Origin of the sequence: Nannocystis punicea, assembly GCF_026965555.1 — a bacterium.
GTDB classification, from domain to species: domain Bacteria; phylum Myxococcota_A; class Polyangia; order Nannocystales; family Nannocystaceae; genus Nannocystis; species Nannocystis punicea.
The window spans coordinates 4,027,453-4,051,694 of sequence record NZ_CP114040.1 but is presented as its reverse complement, the minus strand read 5'-3'; the positions used below and the strand labels follow the sequence as shown (position 1 = coordinate 4,051,694).

Genomic DNA, 24,242 nt, shown 5'->3' with positions numbered 1-24,242 from the left:
CCGCTGCGCGTCCGCCGACGGCTCGCGCGCTGCCCTCCCGCGCGCCTGCGACCGACGAGGCCGATCGCCTCGCGCGGCGCAGTGACTCGAGCTCTGCGCCTGCGCTCGACGCCTCGCCGCAACCGACGCGCACCGAGCCGGCCTCTCGTCCCCGTCGCGGCCTCGCCGGGCCCTACCGCACCGTCGTGCGCGCCGGACACGGCGACGGCCTCGACGCCCAGCGCCGCCTCGACGCCCAGCGGCCGGGGTTTCACACCGCGATCGAGCTGGCCGCCGAGCGCGGCGCGCGGTCGGCCGACGGCTTGCCGGAGATCCTCGCGCGCAGCGCCGGCGCCACGGTGCGCAGCCTCGGCGGGCTCGGGCAGTACTCGGCGCTGTCGCTGCGCGGCTCGTCGGCGCAGCAGGTCGCGCTGTTCCTCGACGGCGTGCCGCTGTCGGCCGGCAGCGGCGGCGTCGTCAACCTCGCCGATCTGCCGCTCGACGCCCTCGGCGCGGTCACGATCTACCGCGGCCTGGTCCCGATCGCCTACGGCGGGGCCGCGCTCGGCGGCGCGGTCGACCTCGGCTCCGACCTCCGCTGCGACCCTGCCCCGCGCCTGCGCGCAGTCGTCGGCGCCGGCTCGTTCGCCGCCCGCGAGGCCCGCGTCGGCGCCAGCGTGCCGCTGCGATCCAGGTCTTCGAGACATGTCCAATCAAGCATGTCCCCAAAAACATCTGCGCCGGCGCACTGCCTCGACCTGCGCGCCGGCTACACCGGCGCGGCCGGCGACTTCCTGTTCCACAACATCGGCGAGACCCCGCTCGACCCGAGCGACGACCGCCTCGATCGCCGGCTCAACAACGGCTACGACCGCGCCCTGACCCAGGTGGCCGTTCACGGCCGCGTCGGCGGCCTGCGCTACAGCGTGCAGGAGCTGGTGTTCGTCAAGGAGCAGGGCGTGCCGAGCATGGCGACCGGGGCCCAGGCGCGGCGCACCCGGCTGGGGACGGTGTCGGCGCGGACGGTCGCGAGGGTCCGCCGGACCTGGTCTAAAGGACATATCGAGGCGTGTTCGGCGTCCTCGCGGAGCAGGTCCGCTTCCGCGATCCGGCCGGGGAGATCGGCCTCGCCCGCGACGACCAGCGCACGCGCGCGCTCGACCTCTACGCCTCGCCGCGCGGCCGCGTGACGGTCTGGCGCGGCGCCGAGATCGGCCTGGTCGGCGACGTCCGCGGCGAGCTCGTCCGCGTCGACGAGCGCGCCGCCTCGACCGGCCCGCTCGGGGCGACCGGCGACGCCGACCGCAGGCGGATCGCCGGCGGCCTCGGCCTCGAGCTCGACCAGCGGCTGCTCGGCGGGCGCCTGCAGCTGGCCCCGGCGGTGCGCCTCGACGTCCTGCGCAGCGCCTTCGCCGTCCCGGCCGGCCAGGGCGAGCAGAGCGACGAGGGCCGCGACCACACCAGCGTCGGCGTCTCGCCGCGGCTCGGGATGCGCCTGTCTCTTCGGCCAGGTATCAGCCTGCGCGCCAGCGCCGGCCGCTACTTCCGGCCGCCGACCCTCGTCGAGCTGTTCGGCGATCGCGGCTACGCCGTCGGCAACGAGGGCCTGAGGCCCGAGCGCGGCACCGGCCTCGACGGCGGCCTCGTCGTCAGCACGCCGCGCGGGCGCACCAGCCTCTATGCCCACGCGGCCGGGTTCGTCACCTGGTCCGAGGACCTGATCGCGTGGACGCAGACCGGCCCGTACCTGCGCCCGACCAACCTCGATCGCGCCCGCGTCGCCGGCCTCGAGACCGCCGCGGCGCTGCGCCTCCTGGACGGCGACCTCGAGCTGCGCGGCAACTACACCCTCTTGGCCACCCGCAACGGCAGCGCCGAGCCGTCGATGCGGGGTCAGCCGCTGCCCGGCAGGCCGCGCCACGAGCTGTTCGTGCAGGTCGCCGCCGGCCACGCCTACGACCTGCGCGGCCGCGAGTTCATCCCGCGCCTCGGCGCCACCTTCGAGCACGCCGCGCGCACCTTCCTCGACCCGAGCGGCCGCTTCGAGGTCCCCGCGCGCACCCTCGTCGGCGCCTTCCTCGAGCTGCACCTGCTCGCGCGGATCCACCTCGCCCTCGAGGTCCGCAACCTGCTCGGCGCGCGCGTCGCTACCTGGCAGCCGCCGGTCGCCGGCAGCGCCCCGGTGACCGTCCCGATCAGCGACTTCTTCTTCTTCCCGCTCCCCGGCACCAGCCTCTGGACCACCCTGCGCGTCGATCTCCAGCCGCCGCGCCGCCCGCGAACCACCGAGAGACCGTCATGATCAGCCGCCCCGCCCTCCTCACCACCGCCCTCGCCCTCGCCGCCTGCAACCCGTCCAGCGGCGACACCGCCGGCGACACCGACACCGGCACCGACACCGAAGGACATGGCACCACGGACATGTCCCCGACGACAGGTGAGGCACCGATCGTCGTCGAGCTCGACGCCCCCTGCGACTTCGGCCTCGAGACCGCCGAACAGCTGGCGCTGGTGACCAACGACTTCGTCGCCCCCGCGGGCCTCGGGCGCGTCGCCATGGGCGACATGCAGGTCACCGCCGACATCCTGCCTGCGACCACCGACACCGTCCTCGGCGCGACCGCCGACTGGCTGGTCATGGTCCACCGCTTCGGCCTCAACCGCATCGACGTGGTCGACCGCGCCGGCGAGTGGCTGCAGCGCGGCTCGGTCGACGTCACCCACCCCGCCTCGGACGATCCCAACCCGCAGGGCGTCACCTTCGCCGCCGACGGCCTCGCCTACGTGCCGCTGTTCGCCGCGCCGGCGGTCCAGATCTACGACTTCTCCGCCGCCGAGTCGTCGGCCTGGCTGCAGGGCGAGATCGACCTCTCGCCGTTCGCCGACGCCGACGGCAGCCCCGAGGCCGGGGTCGCGCTCGCCTGCGGCGGGGTCCTGTTCGTCGGCGTCCAGCGGCTCGTCGACTTCGCCCCGGTCGACAAGAGCTACCTCGTCGCCGTCGACCTCGCCGGCCGCGCCGTCCTCGACCTCGACGAGGCGACCGACGGCGCCCAGGGCATCGCCCTGCTCGGCCCCTACCCCAAGCAGTTCCGCCGCGACCCGGCCGACGCCAGCGGCCACACCGCGCTGGTCTTGACCTCCGGCGTCGAGCGCGTCGACCTGTCCCGTGGGACATCCGAGTGGGCGGTCGCGCCCGAGGTGCTGGCGGAGGCCGGCATCGACGGCTTCGACCCGCAGGCGTTCGCGCTCGCGCCCGACGGCGCCTCGATCTTCCTCACCGCCACCGACGGCGAGTTCCCGGCCGCCGCCGTGTTCCAGGTCGGCCTCGACGGCGGCGAGCCGGCCGCGCCGGTCAAGGTGGTCGAGGGCCTGCAGTCCGGCGAGAAGATGCTCGAGCAGCTCGACGGCCGCCTGTGGATCGGCGACGCCGACCCCGCCGAGCCGGGCGTCCGCGTCTACGACGTCTCCACCGGCGCCGAGACGCAGGCCGACGGCCTCAAGACCGCGGTCGCGCCCTGGACCTTCATCCCCATGCCCTGAGAGACAGGTCTCCATGAACATGTCCGTTCGCACCTGTACTTTCGCGCTGGTCGTCGCGGCCTGCGACGTCGGCGGCGCGCCGGCCGAGGAGCTGCCGCCGGCCTCGGACGCGCCGACCCCGATCGCCGGCTGGCCGCGCGAGGTCGGCGCCTGCGTCGGCGAGGCGGCCGCGCCGACCCGCCTGCTCATGACCACCACCGACTTCGCCACGGGCGGGGTCAGCACCGTCGCGCTCGACGGCTTCACCGCCAGCGCCGACGTCGCCGTCGGCAGCACCGACGCCAAGCCGTTCTACTACGACGGCGTCGCCTACGTGCTGCACCGCTACGGCCTCGACGCGCTCGACGTGCTCGACCCCGACGACGGCTTCCGCCTGCTGGCCCAGCGGGCGATCGTCGCCGAGGATCCCGCGGTCGTCAGCGCCAACCCGCACGCGCTGGTGGTCGGCGCCGACGGCCGCGGCTACGTCAGCCTGTTCGGCGCCCCCGAGGTGCAGGTGTGGGACCTGGCCGATGGGACAGCTCCCGCGCTCACCGGGCGCATCGATCTGTCCCCGCTGGCCGACGCCGACGGCAACCCCGAGGCCTCCGACCTCCTGCTGTGCGGCGACGTGCTGTTCGTCGCAGTCGACCGCGTCGACCAGAACGCCGGCCTGGTGCCGAACGAGCCGCACGCGCGCCTGGCGGCCGTCGACCTGGCGAGCGGCGCGGTCCACGACCTCGAGCCCGCGGCTCCGGGCGCCCAGGGTCTGGCGCTGCGCGGCGCGTGGGCCCGGCAGCTCCGCCTCGACCCCGCCGACGCCTCGGGCCGCACCGCCCTGGTCCTGACCACCGGGCTCGAGCGCGTCGACCTGTCCTCCGGGACATCCGAGTGGGCGGTCGCCGACACCCGCCTGCAGGCCGCCGGCCTGACCGACTACCGCCAGCCGCAGGCGTTCGACCTCGGGCCCGGCGAGGTCGACATCTACCTCGCGGCCTACCGCGTCGACTTCAGCGAGCTGGCGCTCTTCCGCGCCGCCCTCGACCGCGACGAGCCGCTGGTGGAGATCGCGGCCGGCCTGCAGTCGGTCGAGCAGAGCCTCGAGGTGGTCGGCGACGTCCTCTACTTCGGCGACCGCGCCCACGGAGCCTCGGGCCTGCGCGCGTGGGACCTGCGCCAGAGCCCGCCGACCCAGCTGCCCGGCGCCCCGCTCGCGCTCGGCCTCGCCCCGTACGCCGCGGTGGCGATCCCCTGACGCCATGCCCGCCGCGCCCACGAGTTCTCCCGTGCACACGGTCCCGCGAGGCCGCGCGTGCGCTCGCGTCACGCCGGGCGAAAAGGGGTCGAAATGCCGCCCGCGCGACACTAGACTGCCCGCGGTGGCGCGCGGCCTCGCTGTCCTTTTCGCCCTGTCTGCTTGTACAGGTGCACCCGCGCCGGCGCGCGAGGCCGGCGACGCGCCCGCACGGCGGATCGTCTCGCAGACGATCCTCGCCGACGAGGTGCTGTGGGCGCTCGGCCCGGCGGCGCAGGCCCGCGTGGTCGGCGTCAGCTCGCTTGCCGACGACCCCCGCTACTCCGGGGTCGCCGGCGTGTGGCCGCCCGCGGTCCCGCGCCGCGCACTCACCTCCGAGGGGCTGCTGGCGCTGGAGCCCGACCTGGCGATCATCGCCAGCTTCACCTCGCCCGAGGTGCGCGAGCTGCTGTCGAGCCACGGCGTCCGCCTGCTCGAGTTCACCCGCTTCACCGGCTTCGCCGACTACCGCGCGCACGTGCGCCGGCTCGCCGCGGTGGTCGAGGACCCGGCCGCCGGCGAGCGCCTGCTAAGCGACCTCGACGCCCGCCTCGCCCGCCTCGCCGCGCGCCGGCCCGCCGCCTCCCTGGCGGCGGTCAGCTGGGCCGACGGCCACGCGGCGGCCGGCGGCACCAGCTTCGACGACGTCGCCGAGGTGGCTGGCCTTTCGAACATGGCCAAAGAGAAAGGTCTCGAAGGACATGTCCCTGTGGCCCTGGAGCTGATGGTCTCGTGGGACCCGCCGGTGATCGTCACCGGCTGCCCCGCGCCCGAGCCCGACGACCCGGCCTGCCGCGCCGCCGAGGCGGCCGTGGCCGCGCTGCCCGGGGTGCGCGCGACCGCGGCCGCGCGCGACGGGCGGATCGTCGCGGTGCCCGGACGCGCGCTCGCCAGCACAGGGGAAGGCATGGCGCGGGCCGCGGAGATCTTGCAAGACCGCCTGCTCGCGGAGCGGCCGTGACGCGCACCACCTGGGTGGCCGCGGCCGCGATCCCGATCGCGCTGCTCGTGTCTCTCGGGACAGGTCCGGGGGACATCGGCCTCGGCGAGGCGCTGGGCGTGATCGGCCGCCGCCTGCTCGGCGAAGATCTCGGGCTGCGCGGCGCGATCGTGTGGGACCTGCGGCTGCCGCGGGCGCTGCTGGCCGGCCTGGTCGGCGCCGCCCTGGCGGCCGCGGGCGCGCTGTGCCAGGGCCTGTTCCGCAACCCGATGGCCGATCCCGGGGTCCTCGGCGTCAGCTCGGGCGCGGCCCTGTTCGCCGTCGTCGGCCTGCTGTTCGGCCTCGACCGCGCCGGCTTGTGGGCGATCCCCGTCGTCGCCGCCGTCGGCGCGGCCGCGGCCATGGGCCTGCTGCTCGCCGCCGCCGGGCGACAGGCCAGCCTCGCGGTCCTCCTGCTGGCCGGCGTCGCGCTGGCGGCCCTGTGCTCGGCGCTGATCACCGTGTGCCAGGCCCTCGCCTCGCATCAGTGGGACTTCGGGCTCAAGGTCGTCTACTGGCTGATGGGCAGCTTCGAGGGCCGCAGCTGGCCGCACCTGTCGTGGGCTCTGCCCCCCTGCGGCCTCGGGCTCGCGCTCGCGCTGTGGCTGCGCCGCGACCTCGACGCGCTCCACCTCGGCAGCGACGCGGCCGCCTCGCTCGGCGTCGACCTCCCGCGCCTCCGCCTGCTCGTGGTCCTCGCGGTCGGCCTGCTCGTCGGCGCCGCGACCGCGCTGACCGGCGTACTCGCGTTCGTGGGATTGGTCGCGCCGCACGTCGCTCGCATGTCCTCGGGGCCAGGTCATCGCCGACTCGTCCCGCTGGCGGCGCTGGTCGGCGCGAGCGCGACCATCCTCGTGGACGCGGTCGCTCGCTCGGCCAGCGGCGTCGTGATCCCTCCAGGAGTGATCACCAGCCTGGTCGGGGCGCCGTTCTTCTTGTGGTTGTTGCGGCGTCGAGGCCTGCGCGGGCTCGCTGGCTGAGCGCGACGGTTGCACATGCATCGTCGTCGCGTGTCCGCGCGTCGTACGATCGAACGCGGTCAAGTGACCGCACCGCAGCACGCGCACGCCGATCTGAGTGACTTTGTCTGAGCCAGAGCATGCGTTCCTGCGCTGCGCGAGTGCGGCGTGTTCGAGGCGCGTCGCGACGCGTGCGGCTTTCAGACCACGGCGCTGATGTGCGCGACGTCGAAGTCGCATCACATACAACATCTTGGGTGCACGCGTAGAGCGCTGTCCAAATCTTGTGCCTGCAGCAAAGCCGACGCGCGGACACAGACGAGCGACTGTCACATTCTCACGCCGGTCGCTCGTGCACATGCACGCGAGCCACGCGGCCGCACGCTCGTGCGCGCGGCAATTTCCTGCACGCCCGCACTGGACGGACCACCGCTTTCGGTTTCTTCTTGTCGGCCTGATGAGCCAAGCCGCCGAACCACCTCAGCGAGCTCAGCGGAGACGAAGGAGTGTTGCGGAATGAGATTGGTGCAACTGACAGCTCTGGCCTACATCGTCGCCGTCGTCACCGACGTCTTCGACGACGGGGCCAGCGCGGAAGCGGCCCACGAGGTCAGGCTCGACGACCGTTACGACGTCGACGGCGACCGCTACGACGTCGACGGTGACCTCGGCAGCGTCGAACGGACCGCCCCGAGCCGCCTGGACAACGTTCTGCGAGCGCCCACCCGCATCATCGAGGCGCCGGCGCCTGTGCCCGTCGCAGCCGACGCGGACGAGGCCGCGCAGGTCGCCGCCGACCGCGCACAGGTCGAGCAGTTCCTACCCCGGCAGTGCGTTCACGGCGTCGAGGACCAGCGCCCGCGACTGACGCGGAACGAGCAGAAACGGACCTATGCCGTGCTCGCCCACGTCGTCAAGCGGCTCAAGGCCAGCGACGATTTTCTCAAGCTGCTCCAGTTGGTCGCCGCGCGCGAGTCGAGCCTGCAGCAAGGACTCGTGCACCGCCTGTCACCTGACCTGGAGGCCAGCCTACAAGCGTGGCGCAAGACCGCCAAGCTCTACGAGGGCAATCCGCATCACGCCGAACCCGAGCACTGGCAGACTTACGGCCTATTCGGCATGAACTCCAACTACTTCACGCAGGTGTGGGACAACCAGGCCGACCCCCGCGTCCTCTGCGACGCGATCGTCGACATCCTGGTCTACCGCCGCGCCGTCGTCCGCGTGATCAAGAAGGCGGGAGCGGCCATCGAGTGCACCGACGCCGCGGGCCGCCGCTATCAACACACCACCAGGGCGACCTGGGAGACCGTGCACCGGGCCGTCAGCGGCGGCAAGCTGTGCCCCAGCAAGAGCGAGAACGTGGCCGCCATCATGGGCAAGTACTTCCGCTCGCGCGCGGCCAAGTTCGGGCTCGACCCCGACAAGTCGGTCACCCTCAAGATGCTGGGCGTCGAGCCGAGCAAGGGCCTGGGCGGCGAGATCTGGGCCGACCAGGAGGCCGTCGTCATGGGCCTGTGGGCCGAGCTGGAGGCCGAGTGGGCCGAGCACCCGGTCGACGCCCCGGACCCGGTGAAGATCGCGCGCACCGGCTCGTGAGGCCGCGGACGGCGGCTGCGCACCCGACCCCGGTCGGACCCGGCCGCCCGGCCCGGCCCGCCTGGGCCCGTACGGCCCCCTGTTCGCCTGCCCGGCGGCCCCCCCGTTCGTGGGCGCGCGCCGTCCCCGCTGGCGGACAGGCGGCGCGCCCGCTATCTTGTGCCTGTGCTCGCTCGTACGTTGCACCTTAACTTATGGATGTTGACTGCGGCCGTCGCCGCGGCGGGATGTGACCCTTCGGCCAGCCTCGAGCCGAAGCCCGACCCGTCGCCGAAGTCGCCCGGACCTGCCGCGCTGGCGGCCCCCGACGAGGGCGGCCAGCTGTGCGGCGACGACATCGAGCTCGACCTGCGGCGCTCGCTCGTCCTCAGCGAGTTCACGGTGGTGGAGCCCTTCACCTTCACCCGGGTGATGACGCAGATCATCAACACCAGCCCCGCGCCCGCGGTCACGCCGACGCTGCTCTACCAGCGCTGGTGGGACTTCTTCAACGAGAAGCCCGGCGTCCACCCCGACGCCTTCCACTGCGACGACGAGCTCGTCGACGGCGGCCCGGCGATGGGCGCCTTCCCGCACGCCTGTCCGCGCCCCGAGGGTCGGCTCGCCGACACCGATCCGTTCAGCGACCCGGCCAACAACTTCGACTCGTACATCCCGCTGGGCGTGTTCAACCGCTTCGACCTCGCCCCGCTCGACGGCAGCAACTGCGGCGAGTACCGCATCGTGTTCGCCAAGCAGTCGGGCCTGTTCGACCCCAACGATCGCAACCTCATCATCTTCGAGGCCGCGCTGCCCAACCCGAATCCGAGCTGCGGCATCGAGGGCTGCCGGCCGATCGTGCAGTTCTGGGCCGACCTCAGCGAGATCGACGACATCACGGAGATCCGTGACCGCGTGGAGGACTTCTACTTCGTCGACGCCGCCGGCGCCGGGCCGGTCGTGCACGCCGACAACTACGGCCCGAAGGGCGGCCAGATCCGCACCAACATGTTCATGAACGGGCCCAACGCCTGGCAGCTGCGCCAGTTCGAGTTCGTCCACGACTGCGGCAACTTCGCCTGCATCCGGCCGACGCTGCTGAAGGACAACCCGTTCCCCGAGCTCTTCCAGGACGACTCGCCGTGGGAGGGCGCCGAGGCGTTCCAGGAGTGGTTCGTGCGCCAGGTGCCGAACCTCGAGAAGGCCGGCAGCAACCTGTTCTTCACCACCGACGTCGGCACCTTCGCCTCCGGCGCCAGCAACTCCGAGGGCGACTTCGACAACTACCGCCTGCAGTCCGGCCTCGGCGGCTCGTTCCGCCAGAAGATCGAGGACGCGATCACGCTCCCCGGCCTGACCGCCGACAACATCATGAACCGCGCGCTCGCGCTGTCGTGCGCCGGCTGCCACGAGCACAACAACTTCGGCGACAACCTCGACTTCGGCGACGGCCTGCCGTGGGAGCCGAGCCTCGGGTTCGTCCACATCAGCGAGGAGTTCACCGCCGAGGGTCCGTTCGGCACCCGCTTCCCGCTGTCTGACGCGGTCCGCTTCGTGTTCCTCCCGCACCGCGGCGAGGTCATGCAGAACTTCCTCAGCGAGACCGCCTGCGACCCGTGCACCGAGAAGGGCGTGAAGCAGTTCGGTCCGCCCGACCCGAGCAAGTTCTTGCCCGACGGCTTCGACAGCGTCGACGGCATGACGATCGGCGGCCCGCGCAGCGGGCACTGAGCGCGGCCGCCCCGGCGCTGCCGCGCGCGTGACCGTCATATTTCGGTCACGCGGCGCCACGCTCGTCGCGCACACACGCGTTGCTTCGGCCTCTGCGGCCCGCGAGAGCGGAGCAGCGCCGGTCGAACGCGACCGCGTGACGCGACCTGGCCGGGTTGGACCTGCGTGTTAGACTGCGCCGCCGGAGGACCCGCCGTGGTCAACGCCTACATCTCAGGGACAGGTTCCTACGTGCCGCCGCGGGTCGTCAGCAACGACGCCTTGATCCACGAGTTCGGCGTCGACACCACGCACGAGTGGATCGTCCAGCGCACAGGCATCGAGACGCGGCGCTTCGCCGAGGCCGGGGTCGGCACCGCCGACATGGCCGCCGAGGCCGCCCGCGCCGCCCTGGCGGAGGCCGGTTTGGCCGCCCACGACCTCGACCTCATCGTCGTCGCCACCCTCTCGCCCGAGCACGCCTTCCCCGGCAGCGGCGTCTACCTGCAGCGCAAGCTCGGCCTGTGCGAGGGCGACGACGCCAAGTTCGTGCCCGCGCTCGACGTCCGCAACCAGTGCTCGGGCTTCCTCTACGCCCTGTCGACCGCGGTCGCCCACGTGCGCGCCGGCATGGCTCGCCACGTCCTCGTGGTCGGCGCCGAGACCCACTCCGCCGCGCTCGACCTCTCGCCCGAGGGCCGCGCGGTCTCGTCGCTGTTCGGCGACGGCGCCGGCGCGGTCATCGTCTCCGCCACCGACGAGGACCGCGGCGTGCGGGGCGTCTACCTCGGCGCCGACGGCCGCTTCGCCGAGGTCCTGTGCCAGAAGATCTGGGACATCCGCCAGCGCCCGTTCGTGCCGAAGAACCCCGACCGCAGCGGCACTGTCCCGGCGGACATGTTGTGGGCGCAGATGGACGGCAAGGTCGTGTTCAAGCACGCCGTCGCCGCCATGGTCGGCTCGCTGATGCGCGCCTGCTCGTCGCTGTCCGTCGACCTGCAGGACATCGACCTCTTCTTCTTTCACCAGGCCAACCTGCGCATCAACCAGTTCATCGCCCAGCAGCTGCAGATCCCCGAAGAGAAAGTCCCCCACAACATCGAGCGCTACGGCAACACCACCGCCGCCACCATCCCGCTGCTGTTGGCGGAGAGCGCGCGAGACGGGCGCCTTGTGCGCGGTAAGAAGGTCGCGATGGTCGCGTTCGGCAGCGGATTCACCTGGGGCGCCGCTATCGCCGACTGGTGAGGGCATGCACACCCCATCCCGCTAAAAACCGATCAAGGTGACGGCGTGGTACGCCGCGCCGCATTGCTCCTCGTCCTCGCCGTTCTCGGGTGTGCCCCGACGACGACGACGCAGGCGCCGCCGGAACGACCCGAGGCCCGCGCCGAGCCGGCGCGGACCCAGCCGCGCCGCCCGCCGCCCGCGTTCGTCCAGGCCCTCGCCGAGCTCGAGCGCAACCCCAACCTCTGCCTCCGCCTGGTCGGCCCGCGCGCGGAGCCTGTCCGAAAAGCCATGTTGAGAGCCGCCCGGGGCCGCGTCGACGAAGCCCGGATCGTCGCCGAGACCGACCCCGTCGAGCCCGTCGCCCGCAGCGTCGAGTTCCACTTCTTCGTCCCGCCGGCGGCCCCGGCCAGCGGCGTCGGGCTGCACACGATCCACGCCTACATGCCGCAGTGATCGAATGTCCGCCGGGACATGCCCGAATGAGCATGTCTCGACGGACATTTCTTTTCGAGCATGTCCGATGGGATCCTCGAGAGCGGCGCTCGCCGGCCGCGCGCTCTCCGGGCCCGCGCGCCCCTCCGAAGCGGCCCGTCCGGCGGACGAGCTCGGCGGTGCGTGACGACCCGCAGAGCGAGCGCCGCGCTCGGGTGTCGCGCTCGGGCGGGCCGACGAGCGACGCGGTCGGCGTCGTTCGACCGGCGTGGCCGAGCTCGCGGCGTCTGTACGGAGAGAGCTCGTCACGGCCCGCTGAGGTAGCTCGGCGGCACGTGATCGACGAGCCAGACCCCGTTCTCCGCGCGGTAGAACACGAACCCGGCGGCCGCCATCGCCGCCGCGTCGACGCGCAGCACAGCAGGGCGTCCGTGGCGGGCGCCGACCTTGTGGGCCGTGACCGCGTCGGCCGACAGGTGCACGTGGTGGCGACGCATCTTGAGCAGGCCCTCGCGAAGGATCGCCGCGACTGTCCCCTCACCGGTCCCGTGGTACAGGACCGGCGGCGGCGTCGTCGGCACCAGCTGCAGGTCGACCGCCACCGAGTGGCCCTGGTTGGCGCGGATCTTCGTCTTCGTCGCGTCGAACGCGAAGCGCTGCTTGTCGCTCGACTGCACGACCTCCTCGAGCTGCGCCCGCGAGATCGGCCGCCGCTTGTGGGCGCAGGCGGCGAGCAGCGCCTCGACCGTCACCCAGCCGCCGGGCTCGAGCTCGAGGCCGAGGCCGGCCGGGTCGTGGCGCAGGTGCAGCGCGAGGAACTTGCTGAGCCGGACCCGCGTGGTCGCGTCCATCGACGGTCACGATCGTCGATCCGGCGCCGGCAGCAAACCCCCCTGACAGGCCTGTCGCGCGATCGGGCCGCCGCCCGGGCACAGGCGTCGCGCGATCTCCCGCCCGGTCTCCGCGCCTACTACAAATCGATGTCATTTCAAGCACATCCGAGCTCGGCCCCGGCGTTGCAAACCTGGGTTGGCACGGGCGGCGAGCAGCTTCCTCCGCTTCTTTGCGAGTCGCCCGGCCTTAGCTTACTTGGCTTGCCCACTGGCTTACCTTCGAACTTAGCCCTTTTCTTAACTTAGCCCTCCGCCATCCGCACCACCCCATCGGGTCGAGCCATGCTCGGCCCGATGCTCTTTGGTCGCCTGACGGCGTCGGCGCCGGAGTTTTCGGCTATCGTCACGGGCCATGGCCACCGCGCTCCGCGGGACGTGCGTCGGCGCGCTCCTCGTCTTCGCCTGCGACCCTCCGCTGCCGCCCGAGCAGGAGTCCCCGCCCGAGGTCCCCGATCTCCGCGCCTGCGACCCGGTCGCCGACGGCGAGTGGCCCGAGCCGTGGGCCGAGGCCGAGGCCGAGGTCCTGGCGCGGATCAACGAGCTGCGGGCCGAGGGCGGCCGCTGCGGCGAGCTGCAGTTCGCGCCCGCGCCGCCCCTGCGGATGCACCCCAACCTGCGCTGCGCCGCGCGCCTGCACACCGCCGACATGATCGAGCGCGCCTACGTCAGCTCGGTCGACCCCGACGGCCTCGGCCTCGGCGCGCGCCTCGGCAGCCTCGAGTACCCCGCCGCCACCTTCGCCGAGGTCGTCGCGGTCGTCACCGAGGACGAGGTCGACGAGCTCGACGACGCCGCCGACGTCGTCACCGCCTGGCGCGACAACCTCACCAGCTGCTGGCAGCTCTACGCGCGCGAGCTCACCGACGTCGGCGTCGGCGGCCGCGAGGCCACCTACATGGCCAAGGAAGCCGAGGCGCCGCAGCGCGCCGCCTACTGGACGCTCTCCCTGGCGGCCCCGCGCTGACGACCCGGCGGCCGCGAGGCCGACGAGGCGTCCCCTGCGGGCGCTCGCCCGCTCCGCGACCCGCGCCGCGCCGTTGCCCGGCCGTCCTGCGCGCGCCTCTGCTACCCTGCCGGCATGTCGGTCCGCGGCGTCCAGCTCACCTGTCTCTTCGTGCAAGTCTGTTCAGCCATGTTCCTCGGGACAGCTTGCAGCGACGACGGCGGCGCCGCGACCGAACAAGGCGCCACGGATCCCACCGCGGATCCCACCACCGATCCGACCGCCGACCCCACCGAGGGCCCCGGCGACGACACGACCGGCGGCGCCGCCGAGGACCCGGCGTGGATGACCCCGTACTGCTACACGGTCGCCGACAAGAAGTGGCTGGCCCCGTGGATCGAGCGCGAGCAGCAGGTGCTCGAGCGGATCAACGCCGCGCGGGCCGAGGGGGCCGATTGCGGGACCATGGGCAGCTTCGGCCCCGCCCCCGCGCTCACCATGGACGTGCGGCTCCACTGCGCCGCGCGCAAGCACTCGCAGGACATGGCCGAGCGCGGCTTCTTCGACCACATCAACCCCGACGGCGAGGATCCGTTCGCCCGCATCGAAGAGGCCGGTTACACCGGCTGGATCGCCGCCGGCGAGAACATCGCCGCCGGCTCCGACGACCCCGCCACCACCGTCCAGGGCTGGCTCGACAGCGACGGCCACTGCGCCAACCTCATGAACCCGCAGTACCAGCACACCGGCGTCGGCTTCTACGAGGGCACCGGCAACCTCACCTACTACTGGACCCAGACCTTCGGCACCCCGTGAAGCGGCCTGACCCGCGCACCGCCGCGGTGCTATCCTCGCCACCCATGCCTCCCACCCGTCGCAGCCTGCTCGCCGGCGCCGCCGGGTTGTGCGCGGCGGCCGCGACCCGCCCCCTGCGCGCCCAGGAGCCCGGCCTGTTCGGCCCGCTGGTCGGCGACGAGTTCCGCGAGCCGACCGCCGTCCTCACCGTCGACCTGCCGCAGCTGCAGTACCCGGGCAAGTGGAACCCACGCCCCGGGGCGATGCGCGAGCTCGCCGTCGAGCTGCGCCTGCGCACCCGCCTCGAGCCGGTGCGCGAGCCCAGCGTCGTCACCGCCGACTCGCGCCGGCTGTTCGACACCCCGTTCCTCTACGTCGCCGGCGAGGGCAGCCTGCCGCCGCTCGGCGCCGCCGCCGAGACCGCTCTCGGCCGCTTCCTCGACCTCGGCGGCATGATCCTGTTCGACTCCGCCGACGGCGGCGCCGACCTCGGCTTCGAGAAGGACGTCACCGCCCTGCTCGGCCGGATCTTGCCGGGCGCCGCGCTCACCCGCGTCGCCGCCGACCACGTCCTCTACCGCTCGTTCTACCTCGTCGAGACCCCGCTCGGTCGCACCAGCACCTTCGACCATGTCCTCGGGATCCACGAGGAGGGCCGGCTCAAGGCCCTGCTGGTCCGCAACGACCTCGGCGGCGCGCTGGCCCGCGGCGAGTCGGGCCTGTTCACCTGGCCGTGCGTGCCCGGCGGCGCCGACCAGCGCGAGTGGGCCTTCCGCTTCGCCGTCAACATCCTCCTCTACGCCACCTGCACCGATTACAAGGCCGACCGCGCCCACGTCGAGACCCTGCTCCGCAACCGGCGGTGGCGCTGAGACCATGGAGCGCTGGCGCATCACCGCGGGCCACGTCCCCGGCCCCTTCGGCCTCCTGCTGGTGCTCGCCGCCGTCGTCCTGGCGATCGTCGAGGCCGCGCGGGCCTACCGCAAACCTGTCCCCGGGGTCAGCCCGCGCCTGCGCGCCGGCCTGTTCGCCCTGCGCTGCGCCGGCGCCCTGGCCCTGCTGGCGGTCGCGCTCGAGCTCTCGCTCAGCTTCGAGACCACCAGCGCCGCCGGTCCGCGCCTGGTCGTGCTCGTCGACGACAGCGCCAGCATGGGCGTCGCCGACTCGGAATCGGCTGGCCAAAAGGCCATGCGACGGATCGACCGCGTGCGCGAGCTGTGGCGCCGCTCCGAGCCCGCGCGCGCCGCCTGGAAGGAGGCCGGCCTGGCCGTGCAGGTGCGCCGCTTCGGCGAGGGCAGCGAGGGGCTCACCGGCGAGGCCGAGGCCACGCTCGACCTCGCCGCCCGCGACCCCGCCTCCGACCTCACGCGCGCCTTCGCCGAGCTCGCCGCGGTCGACCCCGCCGTCGACCCGCGCCCGCTCGCCGGCGTCGTCGTCGTCTCCGACGGCCTGTTCGACCGCGCCGACCGCGGCGCCGACGATCCGCTGGTCCTCGCCGCCCGCGAGCTCGGCGTCCCCGTCACCACCGTCGCCGCCGGCGCCCCGCACCTCGTCGACCTCGCGCTCACCGAGCTGCGCGCCGGCGAGTTCGCCTTCGTCGAGAACGTCGTCGAGTTCTCGGCCGACATCGAGGCCCACGGCCTCGAGGGCGTCAAGACCGAGGTCGTCCTGCGCCGCGACGGCCAGGTCGTCGCCACCGAGCCGTTCGTCGCCCCCGCCGGCGGCGAGACCACCGTCCGCTTCGAGGTCGCGCCCGACCGCGTCGGCCAGTTCGTCTACGAGATCGAGGTGCGCCCGGTCGAGGGCGAGGCCAGCCCGCACAACAACCGCCGCGCCTTCGTCGTCAAGGTCCTGCGCGACAAGGTCCGCGCCCTGCACGTCGCCGGCCGGCCCGACTGGGACGTCCGGGCCCTCCGCACCCTCCTCGGCCGCGACCCCAACGTCGAGCTGCTCAGCTACTACATCTTGCGCGGGGCCGACGACGCCGACCGCGAGGACCCGTTCGCCCCGCTGTCGCTGATCGCCTTCCCCACCGACGAGCTGTTCAAGGAGCAGCTCGGCAGCTTCGACCTCGTCATCCTCCACAACTTCGACGCCCTCAACCACCAGGTCGGCCGCTACTTGCCCGACATCGGCCGCTACGTCGAGGAGGGCGGCGCGCTGGTGATGATCGGCGGCGACATGGGCCTCGCCACCGGCGACTACCCGGCGCCCGCGCTCTCGGCGGTCGTCCCGGTCGACCTGCGCGTGCCCACCGGCCTCGACACCGAGCCGTTCCGCCCCGGGGTCACCGACGCCGGTCGCCGCCACCCGATCACCGCGTGGATCGATCACAGCGGCCTGTCCGATTGGTCAGCCCTGCCGCCGCTCGACAGCTACAACCCGGCCAAGCTGGCCCGCCACGAGGCCGAGATCGGCAGCGCCGTCCTGCTGCGTCACCCCGCGGGCGGCCCGCTGCTCACCATCGCCGAGCCCGGCCGCGGCCGCGTCCTCGTCCTCAGCACCGGCGCCAGCTGGCGGCTCGGCTTCCACGCCGACCTCCCGATCGTCGACGGCGCCCGTCCTTACGATCTCCTGTGGCTCGGCGCGATCCGCTGGCTGCTCCGCGACAGCGCCGCCGACCGCCTCACGCTCGAGACCGACCGGCCCACCTACCTCCTGGGCGCCCCGATCACGCTGCGGGCCGCCGCCCTCTCGCCCTCGTACGCCCCCGAGGCCGGCGTCGAGGTCGCCTGGCGCGTGCAACCACTCGGGCGGGCCGCCGACGACCCCGGCGCCGACCCCAACGCCCCCGTCACCATCCTGTCCCAGGGGACATGGACCACCGACGCCCTCGGGCGGGCCAGCGAGACCCTCGGCGGCGGCCTCTCGGTCGGCGCCTACGAGGCCGTGGCCCAGCGCGCCGGCGGCGACGAAGCGGCCGCCGCCCCGCAGCAGGCGCGCCGCGTCTTCCTCGTCCAGGCGGCCGGCCGCGAGCTCACCCGCCTCGCCAGCGGCCCCGGCGACGAGCGGCTCCAGCGGCTCGCCGAGGCCACCGGCGGCCGCTTCTTGCGCGCAGCCGGCGGTGACTTGCCCGCCTCGCCGCCGCTCGCCCCCGATCGCCAGGATCGCGAGCGCGTCGACAGCCGGCGCGACATTCCGGTGTGGAGCGGCGGCATCGCCATGGTCTTGCTCGTGGTCTGCCTCGGCGGCGAGGTCCTCGTGCGCCGCCGGATCGGCCTCGCCTGAACGCGCACGCGCGCCGCCGGCAGCGGCCCGTGCACTGTCGCGGCCGTCTCGGCTAAAGTCCCGGGCCGATGCCCTCTCGCAGCAAGCCGCCCGCCGACGACGACCGCGCCCCGCCGGGCCGGGTCTCGCGGCACATCCAACCGCTCGGCCCGCGCGTCCTCGTGCGCGTGATCAAGAGCCCCGATCGCAGCGAATCCGGGCTGTTCCTCCCGGCCGGCGCGAAGGACAGCCACAGCGAGGCCCTGCTCGCCGAGGTCGTCGAGGTCGCGCGGACCATGCCCAAGCCCGGCTTCGTGGTCGACGGCGACGACGACGACGACGACGAGCCCAAGGCCGACCTCGGCGAGAACGTCAGCGGGATCCCCGTCGGCGCCCAGGTCCTGTTCGCCAAGGATCAGGGCATCACCGTCCCGTGGGACGACAGCCTGCGGATCCTCGGCGTGCGCCACGTCCTCGCCATCGTCGACATCATCTCCGAGGATCACCTGCAGTGAAGCGCCGCGCCGCCCTCGTCGGCAGCCTCGGTCTCATCCTGTCCTTCGGGACAGCTCGCGCCCAGGAGCCGCGCGCCCTCGACCGCGCCGCCTCCGACGGCGTCGATCGGCCGATCAAGGACTACTCGGGCGAGGGCGACGCCAGCAGCGTCGAGCTCAACCCTGCGCTGCTCTCGGCGGTGCGGGGCCTCGACCTCGTGGTCATGGGCTACCGCGCGGTCAGCCCGTTCACCCGCGGCGGCGGCCTCGGCGGCTTCATGAGCTTCAACCTCGGCTTCGGCCTCGCCACCGGCATCGGCGTGCAGGCGCTGCGGCCGGGCTTCGGCGGCGGCTTCCCGGATCCGTTCGCCGCGCGCAACCCCGACGTCACCAAGATCTCGTGGGCCCTCTCCGGCGGCGACGGCAAGGTCGCCGCGTTCGGCCTCGGCGTCCACTGGCTGCGCGCCGGCGGCCTCTTGCGCGCCCCCGACCTCGACGTCGGCCTCCTGTTCCGGCTCCGCAACTACGCCTCGGTCGGCGCAGTCGCCCGCTTCGGCCCGGCCGATCTTCAGGCCTACGGCGACCTCGCCAGCGAGCTCTCGCTGATCGGCGAGCTCGCCGTGCGGCCGCTCGGCAACCGCACCCTCGAGCTCGCGGGCGGCGTGCGCGGCCGCTTCCGCGCCGACGCACCTGGCCTTCGGGTCAGCCAGTGGGACAACCTCGGCGCCATGCCGCGCGGCCGGATCGCCGTGCGCTGGAAGGGCCTCGAGCTGGCCGCCGAGGTCGAGCAGGTCCGCGTCCACGCCCTCGATCCTTCGACCTACAACTTCGTGCGCGCCGACAAGGCAGTGCGCGGTTCGGTCCAGCTCGCGGTCGCCTGGGACTTCGTCAAGGCCAGCGGCGGCGTGCACGCCGGCCTCGGCGAGGGCCTCGACGGCTACGGCCTCGCCGCCCGCTTCTCGACCGCCCGCCAGGGTCGGGTGTTCTGGCCGCGGCTCGTCGACGTCGAGCGCGTCGACCTCTCCGCGATCAAGGGCGAGCGCCAGCTCCTCGGCCTCTTGCAGCGGCTCGAGCGGGCCGAGAAAGCCGGCAAGCGCACCATCCTCCTCGTCGACGCGCGCAGCACCGGCCTCGGCTGGGCCAGCCTGCAGGAGGTCCGCAGCGCGCTCGTGCGGATCCGCGACGCCGGCGGCCACGTCTTCGCCTACCTCGAGGACACCAAGCTCAAGGACTACTACCTCGCCAGCGCCGCCGAGCAGGTCTTCCTCAACCCCGCCGGCGAGCTCGCCACCTTCGGCCTGAAGTCGACCAGCTTCTACCTGCGCGGCCTCCTCGACAAGCTCGGCGTCCAGGTCGAGGCCCTCCACATCGACGAGTACAAGTCCGCGCACGAGATGTTCTCGCGGACAGGTCCGTCCGACAAGGATCGCGAGCAGCGCGAGGCGATCCTCGACGACACCTTCGCCCAGATCGTCCACGACATCGCCCAGGCCCGCCGCCTCAGCCTCGCCCAGGTCCGCGACCTCGTCGACGACGCCCCTTACGGGCCGGCGCGGGCCGAGGAGCTCGGCCTCGTCGACGCAGTCGTCTACCGCGACCAGGTCGTCGAGAAGATCGGGACCGCCGTCGGCGCGCGCGTCAAGTTCGCCCAGTTCGACGACACCGCCCCTGACCCGAGGACCTGGTCGAGCGCCCCTTACGTCGCCGTCGTGCTCGTCGAGGGCACTATCATCGACGGCGAGAGCCGCACGATCCCCCTGCTCGGCACCCAGTTCACCGGCGCCGACACCATCGTCGCCCAGCTGCGGGCCGTGCGGAACGACCCCGCGTGTCAGGGCGTCGTCCTGCGCGTCAACAGCCCCGGCGGCAGCGCCCTCGCCTCCGACCTGATCTGGCGCGAGGTCTCGCGCACGCACGAGGCCTGGCAGAAGAACCCGCGCAAGAGCCCGCCGATCGTCGTGTCGATGGGCGACGTCGCCGCCAGCGGTGGTTACTACGTCGCCGCCGGCACCGACCACGTGTTCGCCCAGCCCACCACCCTCACCGGCTCGATCGGCGTCGTCAGCCTGCACTTCGACGTCAGCGGCCTCTTGGCCAAGCTCGGCGTCGCCACCCACACCTTCAAGCGCGGCAAGAACGCCGACATCACCGGCTTCTACCGCCCCTTCAGCGCCGACGAGCGCGCCCGCATGGACGCCTCGATCCGCCGCGTCTACGACCTCTTCCTCAAGCGCGTCGGCGACGCGCGCGGCAAGACCGTCGAGCAGGTGAACGAGCTCGGCCGCGGCCACGTGTACTCCGGCACCGACGCCAAGGAGCTCGGCCTCGTCGACGCCTTCGGCGGCCTGCGCGAGGCCGTCGCCCTCGTGCGCAAGCGCAGCGGCGTCGGCGACCGCCGCGACCTCCAGCTGCGCGTCCTGCCCGCGCGCAAGAGCCTCGTCGACCTCGTCCTCGACCTGCTCGGTCCCGACCGCGGCGACAAGGGCCTGCGCGGGCGGATCCAGGCCCGCCGCGACGCCGAGCCCCCGCTCCCGCTCGTCCTCACCACCGCGCTCGCCCGCCTCCCGCTGGGCCTGCTGTTCCTCCCGCAAGATCAACCGAGCGCCCTCATGCCGGTCGTGCACACGATCGAGTGACGTTCGATGCCCCGCGACGTCACCCCCGCCGCTGACTTCCACGACCTGGAGTTCGGCGTCGGCGGCCTCCTGTTCGACGTGCACCTTCACAGGCATGCGCCGCGACGGCCGCGTCGTCGCGCCCGACGACCTGACTCACGGCGAGGAGCGCCTCGCCGGCCTCTTTTTCTCTCTCGCCTGCAACCCCGCGACACTCGCCGACGAGCTCCCCGCCGGCCTGTCCGGGCCGCAGCGCGCCGCCTGCCTCGCCGCCGTCGGCCAGGTCTTCCTCGCCTGCCGCGATCCCTCGCGCCTCCTGCAGCCCCGCGGGCCCGCGCGCTCGATCGCCGGCGAACGCCACCGCGACCACCTGCGCCGGCGCGGAGCCCTCGAGCTCGCGCCGCGCACCCACGGGGAGGAAGCCGCGCCGGCTCACCTTTCATCCGCGCGAGGATCGCAGCCGCGCCGCCCTCGCCGCCCGCGCGCGGTCCTCGGCGAACCGCCTCCGGGCCGCCCTCGCGCGCAACTGCCTTCGTCTGGCGCGCCCGCGGCCACTGACGCACACTGCACCCGCCGCATGAGCACGCGCCTCGCAAGCCTGGCCCTCTGCCTCCTCGCCTGCAACGCGTCGACCGCCCCGCCGCCTCGTGCCGCACCTGCCCCTTCGAACATGCTCGAACAGACACCTCCCGCGCCCGTCCCCGCCCCCGCGCCCGCGCCCGCCCCTGCCGTCGACCCGGAGCGCGCCGCGATCCTCGCCGGCTCCGGGCTGCCCGAGCTGCTGCCCACGCCGCTGGCGGACGACCCGCTCGGCGTCACCATCCACCGCCTGAGCAACGGCCTCACCGTCTACATCAGCACCGACCGCGCCGCACCGCGGGTCACCGCGTGGATCGCCTTCCGCGCCGGCAGCCGCCACGACCCGCCGCACTCGACCGGCCTCGCGCACTACCTCGAGCACATGATGTTCAAGGGCACCGCGCGGCTCGGCACCCTCGACGGCGAGGCCGAGGCGCCGCACGTCGCCGCCATCGCCGAGCTCTACGCTCGCCTGGCCGCCACCGCCGACCCTGCCGCGCGCGCCGAGATCCTCGCCGAAATCGATCGCGCCACCCAGGCCTGCGCCGCGCTGGCGATCCCCAACGAGGTCGATCGCCTCTACGCCCAGCTCGGCGTCACCGACCTCAACGCCTTCACCAGCGACGACATGACCGTCTACAACGCGGACGTGCCGTCAGGGCGGCTCGCCATCTGGGCCGAGCTCGAGGCCGAGCGGCTGCGCCAGCCGGTCTTCCGCCTGTTCTACCCCGAGCTCGAGGCCGTCTACGAGGAGAAGAACATGAGCCTCGACGCGCCCGACGATCGCCTCGACGAGGCCATGCGCCTGGCGCTGTTCCCCGGCCACCCGTACGGCACCCAGCCGACCATCGGCAGCGCCGAGCACCTCAAGACCCCGGCCTACGGCGAGATGGTCGCCTACCACCGCCGCAACTACCTGCCCAACAACGCCGCCATCCTGCTCGCCGGCGACGTCGACGCCACCGTCCTGCCGGCGCTCGAGCGGGCCTTCGCCGGCTGGCAGCCCGCGCCGCTCGCACCGCCGTCGCCCGGCGACCTCGCCGGCCCGCGCGGCCGGGTCGTCCGCGAGCTCCTGGCCGACGGCGAGCAGTCGGTCACCCTGGCCTTTCGGACAGTACCCATCGGACACCCCGACGAGCCGGCCCTGCGCGCGCTCGAGCGGGTGCTCGGCGACGACGTCGGCGGCCTCGTGGCTTCGCGCCTGGTGCTGCCGCAGCGGCTGCCCGAGGCCGAGGTCTACGGCGCGCTGATGAACGAGGGCGGCTACCTCGCGCTCACCGGCGTCGCCCGCGACGGCCAGTCGCTGGCCGAGGTCGAGCGGCTCCTGCGTGAGGTCCTCACTGCCGCGAAGGACGGCGCCATCGGCCAGGACGACCTCGACGCCGCGGTCCTCCACGCCAGCATCGACGAGCAGAACGACCTCGAGAACGGCGAACGCCGCGTCGAGCAGATGCTCGAGGCCTACACCAGCGGTCGCCCGTGGCCCGAGCACGCCCGCCGGCTCGCCGCCCTGCGCGCGCTCACCCCGGCCGACCTCGCCCGCGTCGCCCGCACCTACTTCGCCGACGACGTCGTGGTCGTCCTGCGCCGCCGCGGCCGCTTCGCCCCGCCGGAGATCGCGAAGCCGCAGATCACCCCGGTCGCCATCGACCCCACGCGCCAGAGCCACTACGCCGCCGAGGTCCTGGCCCGCCCCGTCGAGGATCCGCCGGCCGAGCTCCTGCGGCCCGGTCACGACTATGTCCGTTCGGACATGTCCTGTGGGCCACTCATCGCCGCCCGCAACCACCGCAGCGAGCTGTTCAACCTGGTCCTCCGCTACGACCTCGGCACCCGCCGCCGCCCGCTGCTCGGCCACGCCGCCGACCTGCTGGCCCGCAGCGGCGTCAAGGACGGCGAGCAGGCGCTGAACGCCGCCGCGCTGCAGCGCCGCCTCTACGCCCTCGGCACCGAGATCGACGTCGACGTCGCCGCCGACCGCACCGAGATCACGGTCACCGGCATCGACCGCAACATGGACGCCAGCCTCGCGCTGCTCGACGCCTGGCTCACCGACCCCGTGTTCACCGACGCGGTCCTCGCCGACCTGGTCGCCAACACCCTCAGCGGCCGGCGCGACGAGGAGGACGACCCCGACGACCTCGCGGTCGCCTTGCGCGACTACGCCGCTTTCGGCGACGCCTCGCCGGAGCTCACCCGCCCGAGCGACAAGCAGCTGAAGCGCGCCAGGGGCCCCGAGCTCGTCGCCGAGCTGCGGGCCCTCCGCGACGCCGCCCACGTCACCCTGTACTTCGGCCCGCGCACCGCCGAGGTCGCCGCCGCCGCCCTGGCGCTGGGCGAGGGCAAGCCGGTCGAGCCGCCGCCGGCCCTGCGCTACCGCAGCGTCACCGCGCCGACGATCTTCTTCCTCCACAAGGACGTCGCCCAGGCCCGCATCGACATCGTCCTCCCGCGCCCGCCGCAGCCCGCCGGCGAACGCCCGCGCGCCGAGCTGCTCGGACACGTGCTCGGCGGCGACATGAGCGGCATGGCGTTCCAGGAGATCCGCGAGGCCCGCGGGCTCGCCTACCACGCCGGCGCGCACCTCGACCTCGGCGACCGCGTCGGCGACGACGCGGCCCTGATCGGCAGCCTCGGCACCCAGTGCGACAAGGCCGGCGGCGCGCTCGGCCTGATGCTCGACCTGCTGCGCCGCACCGAGCTCGCCCCCGACCGCGTCGCGGTGGCCCGCCTCGCCCTCCTGCGCGAGTACGCCAGCGAGCGGATCTCCCCGCGCTCGCGCCCCGGATGGGTCCAGTCGTGGCTCGACCTGGGCCACCCCGGCGACCCCCGCCTCGGCGCCGCGCAGACGATCCGCACCGTCGAGCTCGAGGCCCTGCAGGCCTACCTGACCGAGTTCGCCGGCGCGGTCCCGATCATCAGCGTCCTCGGCGACCGCCGCCGCGTCGACCTCGACCGCCTGCGCGCCCTCGGCGAGGTCCACGTCGTCACCCCGGCCGCCCTGCTCCCGTACGCTCGCTAGGACATGTCCGAACG

Annotated in this window: 18 protein-coding genes; 17 read left to right on the top strand and 1 reads right to left on the bottom strand. The window is 73.6% G+C overall.

The features are described 5' to 3' along the window. The first annotated feature begins 185 nt into the window (after positions 1-185). The 10 genes from O0S08_RS15570 to O0S08_RS15525 all read left to right on the top strand — a co-directional run bounded on the left by O0S08_RS15570 (position 186) and on the right by O0S08_RS15525 (position 11,701). Positions 186-1,169 carry a TonB-dependent receptor gene (locus O0S08_RS15570; RefSeq protein ID WP_269039933.1) on the top strand — a complete coding sequence of 328 codons (984 nt, stop codon included), beginning with the start codon at positions 186-188 and terminating at the stop codon, positions 1,167-1,169. Then, positions 1,166-2,281: a TonB-dependent receptor gene (locus O0S08_RS15565; protein WP_269041964.1), complete on the top strand. Its 1,116-nt coding sequence runs from the start codon at positions 1,166-1,168 to the stop codon at positions 2,279-2,281. The genes O0S08_RS15570 and O0S08_RS15565 overlap by 4 nt, the downstream gene beginning before the upstream one ends. Next, positions 2,278-3,519, top strand: coding sequence for a hypothetical protein (locus tag O0S08_RS15560; RefSeq protein ID WP_269039932.1), 1,242 nt, complete (start codon positions 2,278-2,280; stop codon positions 3,517-3,519). The genes O0S08_RS15565 and O0S08_RS15560 overlap by 4 nt, the downstream gene beginning before the upstream one ends. Before the next feature lie 19 nt (positions 3,520-3,538). Continuing rightward, positions 3,539-4,753 carry a hypothetical protein gene (locus tag O0S08_RS15555; protein ID WP_269039931.1) on the top strand — a complete coding sequence of 405 codons (1,215 nt, stop codon included), beginning with the start codon at positions 3,539-3,541 and terminating at the stop codon, positions 4,751-4,753. 124 nt (positions 4,754-4,877) lie between these two features. Continuing rightward, positions 4,878-5,753: an ABC transporter substrate-binding protein gene (locus tag O0S08_RS15550; RefSeq protein ID WP_269039930.1), complete on the top strand. Its 876-nt coding sequence runs from the start codon at positions 4,878-4,880 to the stop codon at positions 5,751-5,753. Next, positions 5,750-6,751, top strand: coding sequence for a FecCD family ABC transporter permease (locus O0S08_RS15545; RefSeq protein WP_269039929.1), 1,002 nt, complete (start codon positions 5,750-5,752; stop codon positions 6,749-6,751). The genes O0S08_RS15550 and O0S08_RS15545 overlap by 4 nt, the downstream gene beginning before the upstream one ends. 504 nt (positions 6,752-7,255) lie before the next feature. After that, positions 7,256-8,329, top strand: a complete 1,074-nt coding sequence (locus O0S08_RS15540; RefSeq protein WP_269039928.1) for a hypothetical protein — start codon at positions 7,256-7,258, stop codon at positions 8,327-8,329. A 198-nt stretch (positions 8,330-8,527) separates the two neighbouring features. Next, positions 8,528-10,039: a hypothetical protein gene (locus tag O0S08_RS15535; protein ID WP_269039927.1), complete on the top strand. Its 1,512-nt coding sequence runs from the start codon at positions 8,528-8,530 to the stop codon at positions 10,037-10,039. Between the two features lie 195 nt (positions 10,040-10,234). After that, complete coding sequence (locus O0S08_RS15530) at positions 10,235-11,266, top strand: 3-oxoacyl-ACP synthase III family protein (protein ID WP_269039926.1); 1,032 nt, start codon at positions 10,235-10,237, stop codon at positions 11,264-11,266. Positions 11,267-11,311: 45 nt separating this feature from the next. Then, positions 11,312-11,701: a hypothetical protein gene (locus O0S08_RS15525; RefSeq protein WP_269039925.1), complete on the top strand. Its 390-nt coding sequence runs from the start codon at positions 11,312-11,314 to the stop codon at positions 11,699-11,701. A 284-nt stretch (positions 11,702-11,985) separates the two neighbouring features. On the opposite strand, the gene O0S08_RS15520 is transcribed toward O0S08_RS15525, so the two are convergent. Then, complete coding sequence (locus O0S08_RS15520; protein ID WP_269039924.1) at positions 11,986-12,531, bottom strand: RNA 2'-phosphotransferase; 546 nt, start codon at positions 12,529-12,531, stop codon at positions 11,986-11,988. 394 nt (positions 12,532-12,925) lie between these two features. On the opposite strand from O0S08_RS15520, the gene O0S08_RS15515 reads away from it, so the two are divergent. The 7 genes from O0S08_RS15515 (at position 12,926) to O0S08_RS15485 (ending at position 24,228) form a co-directional block, all read left to right on the top strand. Then, the gene (locus tag O0S08_RS15515) at positions 12,926-13,537 is read left to right on the top strand and encodes a CAP domain-containing protein (RefSeq protein WP_269039923.1); all 612 of its coding nucleotides are present in this window, start codon (positions 12,926-12,928) and stop codon (positions 13,535-13,537) included. Between the two features lie 114 nt (positions 13,538-13,651). Continuing rightward, complete coding sequence (locus O0S08_RS15510) at positions 13,652-14,332, top strand: CAP domain-containing protein (protein WP_269039922.1); 681 nt, start codon at positions 13,652-13,654, stop codon at positions 14,330-14,332. A gap of 44 nt (positions 14,333-14,376) precedes the next feature. Then, entirely contained in the window at positions 14,377-15,183 is an 807-nt protein-coding gene (locus O0S08_RS15505; protein WP_269039921.1) for a DUF4159 domain-containing protein, read from the top strand. A 4-nt stretch (positions 15,184-15,187) separates the two neighbouring features. After that, a complete protein-coding gene (locus O0S08_RS15500) occupies positions 15,188-17,539 on the top strand; it encodes a hypothetical protein (protein WP_269039920.1) in 2,352 nt (783 codons plus the stop codon). Between the two features lie 68 nt (positions 17,540-17,607). After that, positions 17,608-18,033, top strand: a complete 426-nt coding sequence (locus O0S08_RS15495) for a co-chaperone GroES (protein ID WP_269039919.1) — start codon at positions 17,608-17,610, stop codon at positions 18,031-18,033. Beyond that, positions 18,030-20,648: a signal peptide peptidase SppA gene (gene sppA / locus O0S08_RS15490; RefSeq protein ID WP_269039918.1), complete on the top strand. Its 2,619-nt coding sequence runs from the start codon at positions 18,030-18,032 to the stop codon at positions 20,646-20,648. The genes O0S08_RS15495 and sppA overlap by 4 nt, the downstream gene beginning before the upstream one ends. A 649-nt stretch (positions 20,649-21,297) precedes the next feature. Further along, the gene (locus O0S08_RS15485) at positions 21,298-24,228 is read left to right on the top strand and encodes a M16 family metallopeptidase (protein ID WP_269039917.1); all 2,931 of its coding nucleotides are present in this window, start codon (positions 21,298-21,300) and stop codon (positions 24,226-24,228) included. The last annotated feature ends 14 nt before the right edge of the window (positions 24,229-24,242 follow it).

Excerpts from the sequence above, each read along its gene's own strand:
- O0S08_RS15560 (WP_269039932.1), top strand. The coding sequence starts at position 2,278 with ATGATCAGCCGCCCCGCCCTCCTCACCACCGCCCTCGCCCTCGCCGCC.
- O0S08_RS15555 (WP_269039931.1), top strand. The coding sequence starts at position 3,539 with ATGTCCGTTCGCACCTGTACTTTCGCGCTGGTCGTCGCGGCCTGCGAC.
- O0S08_RS15535 (WP_269039927.1), top strand. The coding sequence starts at position 8,528 with ATGTTGACTGCGGCCGTCGCCGCGGCGGGATGTGACCCTTCGGCCAGC.
- O0S08_RS15520 (WP_269039924.1), bottom strand. The coding sequence starts at position 12,531 with ATGGACGCGACCACGCGGGTCCGGCTCAGCAAGTTCCTCGCGCTGCAC.
- O0S08_RS15515 (WP_269039923.1), top strand. The coding sequence starts at position 12,926 with ATGGCCACCGCGCTCCGCGGGACGTGCGTCGGCGCGCTCCTCGTCTTC.
- O0S08_RS15510 (WP_269039922.1), top strand. The coding sequence starts at position 13,652 with ATGTCGGTCCGCGGCGTCCAGCTCACCTGTCTCTTCGTGCAAGTCTGT.
- O0S08_RS15505 (WP_269039921.1), top strand. The coding sequence starts at position 14,377 with ATGCCTCCCACCCGTCGCAGCCTGCTCGCCGGCGCCGCCGGGTTGTGC.
- O0S08_RS15500 (WP_269039920.1), top strand. The coding sequence starts at position 15,188 with ATGGAGCGCTGGCGCATCACCGCGGGCCACGTCCCCGGCCCCTTCGGC.
- O0S08_RS15495 (WP_269039919.1), top strand. The coding sequence starts at position 17,608 with ATGCCCTCTCGCAGCAAGCCGCCCGCCGACGACGACCGCGCCCCGCCG.
- O0S08_RS15485 (WP_269039917.1), top strand. The coding sequence starts at position 21,298 with ATGCTCGAACAGACACCTCCCGCGCCCGTCCCCGCCCCCGCGCCCGCG.